At 45.5% G+C, this 1,642-nt stretch carries 3 protein-coding genes; all 3 read left to right on the forward strand.

Going from position 1 to position 1,642, the window contains the following annotated elements:
• Positions 1-88 precede the first annotated feature (88 nt).
• The 3 genes from H627_RS0115355 to H627_RS0115370 all read left to right on the forward strand — a co-directional run bounded on the left by H627_RS0115355 (position 89) and on the right by H627_RS0115370 (position 1,588).
• Positions 89-409: a thioredoxin domain-containing protein gene (locus H627_RS0115355; protein ID WP_027829624.1), complete on the forward strand. Its 321-nt coding sequence runs from the start codon at positions 89-91 to the stop codon at positions 407-409.
• A 2-nt stretch (positions 410-411) separates the two neighbouring features.
• On the forward strand, positions 412-924 hold the full coding sequence (locus H627_RS18785) for a hypothetical protein (RefSeq protein ID WP_051225488.1): 513 nt from the start codon (positions 412-414) through the stop codon (positions 922-924).
• A gap of 169 nt (positions 925-1,093) precedes the next feature.
• Positions 1,094-1,588, forward strand: coding sequence for an HNH endonuclease (locus H627_RS0115370; RefSeq protein ID WP_027829625.1), 495 nt, complete (start codon positions 1,094-1,096; stop codon positions 1,586-1,588).
• The last annotated feature ends 54 nt before the right edge of the window (positions 1,589-1,642 follow it).

A 1,642-nucleotide genomic window follows, 5' to 3' on the forward strand; every position in this document is an offset into this window, starting at 1 on the left:
TTGGCGCCATGGATAATTTCATGGACACTTTTCTTCCTGGCATTGGCGATTGTGAGTGTGTATGATGCGATCAAGCTGCGCTAATCAAATGAAGCGCACCGAATATGGCTATGTCAGTCCACAAGAGTATCAGATTGACCGTGATTTGGACGTGTGGATGAAAGGACGTAATAAATTGCAAGCAATTGTGTACACGAAACCGGGATGTATGAAGTGCCGGCAGACAGTGCGGCAGTTATCCAAGGCGATGCACACCAAGTCTGTGACGGCAACTGCGGACGATATTAAGGCACTCAAAGCTGGCGGCGTCCAATCCATGCCAGCGGTTTACATATTTGAGGGCAGCAAGCCAATTGACTATTGGTCAGACTTGCGGGTTGACAAGATCAAGCAATACACGGAGGAATAAACATGTTTAAAGTAGTGAAACGACCAATGGAATACATTGCAATCAAGGTGCCAGAAGACTGTGAAGATATTGAAAAATTTGTAGCCAAGAAGGCATTGAAAGCCGGCATCCTGTTAGACATTACTGGGTATTATGCGGATGGTGGGATATGGACTATTGAAGTTGGCGTTAAAAACAATGAGACAAAAGTTGTCAAGCGTGGGTCGGTTATCGTATGTGAAATTAGCCAAGACGGTAGCAAATATCCTGAAGCGGTTGATGTCATGGGTCAGGAAGAGTTCGACAATAGATTCAAGCCGGTTGATGATTCGGTCAAAGGTTTTAGCACTACGATTAGCATTGATGCTAAGCCGCTCTTGGCTAAGCTGAATGAGATCGAGGATGGCATGTTTACTAAGGCTGAAGGCGTTGAGACACCTGATCATGTCGGGTTCAGCGAATCGCTTATTGTAGAGCTGCGCAAAGCACTGAACGACTATCAGCAAAAGCAAACGCAAAATCGTGGGAGAATTTAGCATGTGCAATTTTTTATTACTGCTCACACTGATATTCGTGCTGGCTAAGCTATTCGGCTTGATCACATGGAGTTGGTTGCTAGTATTCATGCCGCTAATAGTGCTGATTGCTATGCTGGTGTTGATTATCGGACTGGCAACCTTCATCGAATTGCATGAGGAGTGACACATGCGCGTAAAGGTGTGCCGCAAGGCTGGATGCAACAATATAATCCCATATGATCAAGCCAACCCATACTGTGCAAAACATGCGAGCTTATACAATCCTCACGATTTCAAGCCAGCACCACGTTCTAAGCAGCAAACATCATACTATGACAAGTACAAGCGCGACAAAGAGTCTGCTGCATTCTACAAGTCTAAGATATGGGAACACACCGCACACGATGCTAAAGTTCATGCCTACTTTACATGCGCAATCTGTGGCAGAACGTATGACAAGCCTGGCTATCTAGTCACTGATCACATCGTGCCCTTGAGGATTGACAGAAGCAAGTGCTTAGATCATAACAACCTATGGGTGCTGTGCAAAGGCTGTCACTATTGGAAAACACAGCTAGAGGAAAAGATATATAAGTCACAATCGCGAGTAGAGAATCTTGACACTGCGACAAAATGGACACGAGAAAAAATATCGGCATGGGTACTTGCTCATAAAAAATAACGGGGGCCCCTATGCAGGTCGCAGGGGACCTCACACACCAGTGTCCATTTGCCG

The organism is Schleiferilactobacillus harbinensis DSM 16991, from assembly GCF_000425885.1.
GTDB classification, from domain to species: Bacteria; Bacillota; Bacilli; order Lactobacillales; family Lactobacillaceae; genus Schleiferilactobacillus; species Schleiferilactobacillus harbinensis.